The sequence below is a fragment of the Inquilinus sp. genome, assembly GCF_057815775.1.
In genome coordinates this window covers 1-3,219 of sequence record NZ_JBYRFX010000781.1, presented here as the reverse complement: position 1 = coordinate 3,219, position 3,219 = coordinate 1, and the positions used below count along the sequence as shown (strand labels likewise).

Sequence of the window (3,219 nt, the reverse complement as noted above, 5' to 3'; positions counted from 1 at the left end):
TTGGTGTCCCGTACCGGCGGCAGGCCGAACATCCGGCCGTATTCCCGTGTGAACTGAGGGACGCTTTCATAGCCGACCGCGAACGCCGCATGGCTCGCGGTCGCTCCCTCCGACAGCATCAGCCGCCGGGCCTCGATCAAGCGCAATTGCTTCTGAAATTGCAGCGGCGAGAGGGACGTCACGGCGCGGAAATGCTGGTGGAATGACGACGGGCTCATCCCGGCCACGGCCGCCAGCCGCTCGACTGGCAGCGGCTGGGCGAACTCGGCGCGCAGCACCGCGACCGCCCGCGCCACGCGCCGGGTGTGGCCGTCCGGCCAGCCCAGGCGCCGGATCGTCGCCCCATGACGGCCGGCCAGCAGCCAATAGTGCATCTCGCGTACCAGCTGCGCCTGCAGCACCGGCACCGATGCCGGGCGATCCAGCAGCCGCATCAGCCGCAACGCTGCATCGGCCGCCTCGGCGTCGGTCGGTTCGACCCGCACGGGCGTGTGGTCGGCCACGACTCCGGCTTTCATCTCGATCACCAGTTCGGTGATGACGGCCGGGTCCAGCTCCAGCACCAGCGAGAGATAGGGCGCGGCGATGCTGGCGCGCGTGATCTGGCTGACGATCGGCACATCCGCCGTGATCAGCAGCGAATCGCCGGCTGTGAACGCGAAGGCCTGCGGTCCCATCGTGACGTGCTTGCTGCCCTGCAGCACGAGGCAGGCGAGGGGGCGGGGGATGGCGTAGTCGAGGTCGCTGGGTGCGGTCGCGCGCACGGCCAGGAGGCCCGGGATCGGCGTCTGGGCAATCCCGTCGCTGTCGGCGTTGGCCTCCGCATAGCGGCGAACGGTGTCGAGCAGGGTTGTCATGGCGAGAGTCTAATTCGTCTCCGCCGGTCGCGCACGGCCTCTCGGAGGATCAGGCAAAAAACGGCGAGGTTCCGGCAACAACGGCCGGTTCCGCGGTCCGACATTGGGGTGGTCACGCCCTAGGAGACTGACCATGACCAAGATCACCCTCGTCACCGGCGCCAGCCGTGGGCTCGGCCGCAACACCGCGCTCAGCATCGCCCGCCGCGGCGGCGACGTCGTTCTCACCTATCAGAGCCGGGGCGAGGACGCGCAGGCCGCAATCGCCGAGATCCAGGCCCTGGGCCGCAAGGCGGTTGCCTTGCAGCTCGACACCGGCGATGTCGCCGCCTTCGCGTCCTTCGCCGAACGGCTGCGGACGGCGCTGCGCGAGACCTGGTCGCGGGAGACGATCGACCACCTCGTGAACAATGCCGGCCACGGCGATTACGCGCTGATCGGCCAGACGACCGAGGCGCAGTTCGACGGGCTGGTCAATGTCCACTTCAAGGGAGTCTATTTCCTGACGCAGACGCTGCTGCCGCTGATCGCGGATGGCGGCCGCATCGTCAACCTGTCCTCCGGCCTCACCCGCGTGTCCTACCCCGGCTATGCCGCCTATGCCGCGGTGAAGGGCGCGGTCGAGGTGCTCTCGGTCTACATGGCCAAGGAGCTGGGGGCGCGGGGGATCGCGGTCAACACGGTGGCGCCGGGCGCGATCGAGACCGATTTCGGCGGCGGCGCGGTCCGCGACAACCCCGAGATCAACAAGGCCTTCGCCGGCATGACCGCGCTCGGCCGCGTCGGCCTGCCGGACGATATCGGGCCGATGATCGCGAGCCTGCTGTCCGAGGACAACCGCTGGATCAATGCGCAGCGGATCGAGGTGTCCGGCGGCCAGGGCATCTGAGGGAAGTCCAGCCGGGCCGTCAGGAGACGGCCCGGTGCAGTCTTCTCAGACCTTGTTCAGGTACCAGTCGTATTCGAGCTGGGTGATCTGGGAGAAGAACTTGTCGCGCTCGGCCCATTTCAGGGCGAGGTAGACGTCCAGGAAGCGGCGGCCGAAGACCTCGTTGTAGAAGGCCGAGCCGTCGAGCTGCTCCAGCGCGACGATCCAGGACGAGGTCAGGGTCGGCTCGACCGTGGCATAGGCGTTGCCCTGGACCGGCGGGCCCGGATCGATCTGCCGCTGGATGCCGTGATGCGCCCCGGCCAGCACCGCCGCCACCACCAGATAGGGGTTGCAGTCGGCCCCGGCCACGCGGTGCTCGACCCGGCGGTCCTTCGGCTTGCCCGGCGGGATGCGCAGCGAGACGCTGCGGTTGTTCGCCGCCCAGGTCGGGGCGTGCGGCACGTAGGAGTTCGGCTGGAACCGGCGGAACGAGTTCTGGTTCTGGGCGAACACCGCCATGCCGTCGGCCATGGTGGCGCCCAGGCCGCCGATCGCATGGCGCAGCATCGGCGTGCCGTGCGGGTCCTCCGCCGCGAACAGGTTCACGCCGTCGGCATCCAGCAGGCTCATATGGATGTGGAAGCCGCTGCCCGCCTGGTCTGGATAGGGCTTGGCCATGAAGGTGGCCTCGACCCCGTGCTTGGCCGCCACCGACCGGACCACGCGCTTGAACAGGATGGCGTCGTCGCAGGCCTCGAGCGGGTCGCTGACATGGCGCAGGTTGATCTCGTACTGCCCCGGCGCATATTCCGAAACCAGGCTGTCGACCGGGATGCCCTGCGCCACGCAGGCATCATAGATTTCGTGCAGCAGCTCGTTGAAATCGTAGAGTTCGTCGATGCCGTAGACCTGCGTGGTGTCCTGGCGCTTGCCGCTGATCGGCGACACCGGCGGGCGCGGCCGGCCATCCTCGCCGCGCTTGCGGTCGACCAGGTAGAATTCCAGCTCGACCGCGACCACCGGGTGCAGCCCGTCGGCCTTCATCCGCTCGACCACATTGGCCAGCACGGTGCGCGGATCCGCGAAGAATGGGGCGCCGTCCAGATCCTGCATCGCCAGCAGCACCTGGCCAGTCGGGCGCGACAGCCAGGGCACGGGATCGAGGGTGTGCGGGACGGGGAAGCAGTCGCGATCCGCGTCGCCATCGGCGAAACCGAGGCCGGTTTCCTCGACGGTCTCGCCGGTGATGTCGGTGGCGAACAGGGAGCCGGGGAAGGTCAGTCCGTCGCGGAAGATCTTGTCGAGCGCGGTGACGGGGACCTTCTTGCCACGCAGGACGCCGCACGTGTCGCAGACCAGGGCGTCGATGTGGGTGATGTCAGGAAATTGCGCGCGGAAATTCCTTACGATGTCGTTCGATATGTGCACATGCATTTGGTCACGCGTTAGTTGCTGAGAGGCGTGCATCCTCGCAGGCGGCCCGGAAGTGTC

3 protein-coding genes are annotated in these 3,219 nt (G+C 68.1%); 1 reads left to right on the top strand and 2 read right to left on the bottom strand.

All coding sequences use genetic code 11. From position 1 onward, the window contains the following. Positions 1–857 (bottom strand): AraC family transcriptional regulator (locus AC3XYG_RS27760; protein ID WP_489143113.1); only part of this gene is annotated, 857 nt, incomplete at its 3' end. A gap of 133 nt (positions 858–990) precedes the next feature. Here AC3XYG_RS27760 and AC3XYG_RS27755 point away from each other — a divergent pair. Continuing rightward, entirely contained in the window at positions 991–1,746 is a 756-nt protein-coding gene (locus AC3XYG_RS27755; protein WP_489143112.1) for an SDR family NAD(P)-dependent oxidoreductase, read from the top strand. 45 nt (positions 1,747–1,791) lie between these two features. On the opposite strand, the gene AC3XYG_RS27750 is transcribed toward AC3XYG_RS27755, so the two are convergent. Beyond that, positions 1,792–3,162 (bottom strand): glutamine synthetase family protein, encoded by a 1,371-nt coding sequence (locus tag AC3XYG_RS27750; protein ID WP_489143111.1) that lies wholly within the window; start codon positions 3,160–3,162, stop codon positions 1,792–1,794. Positions 3,163–3,219: the final 57 nt, after the last annotated feature.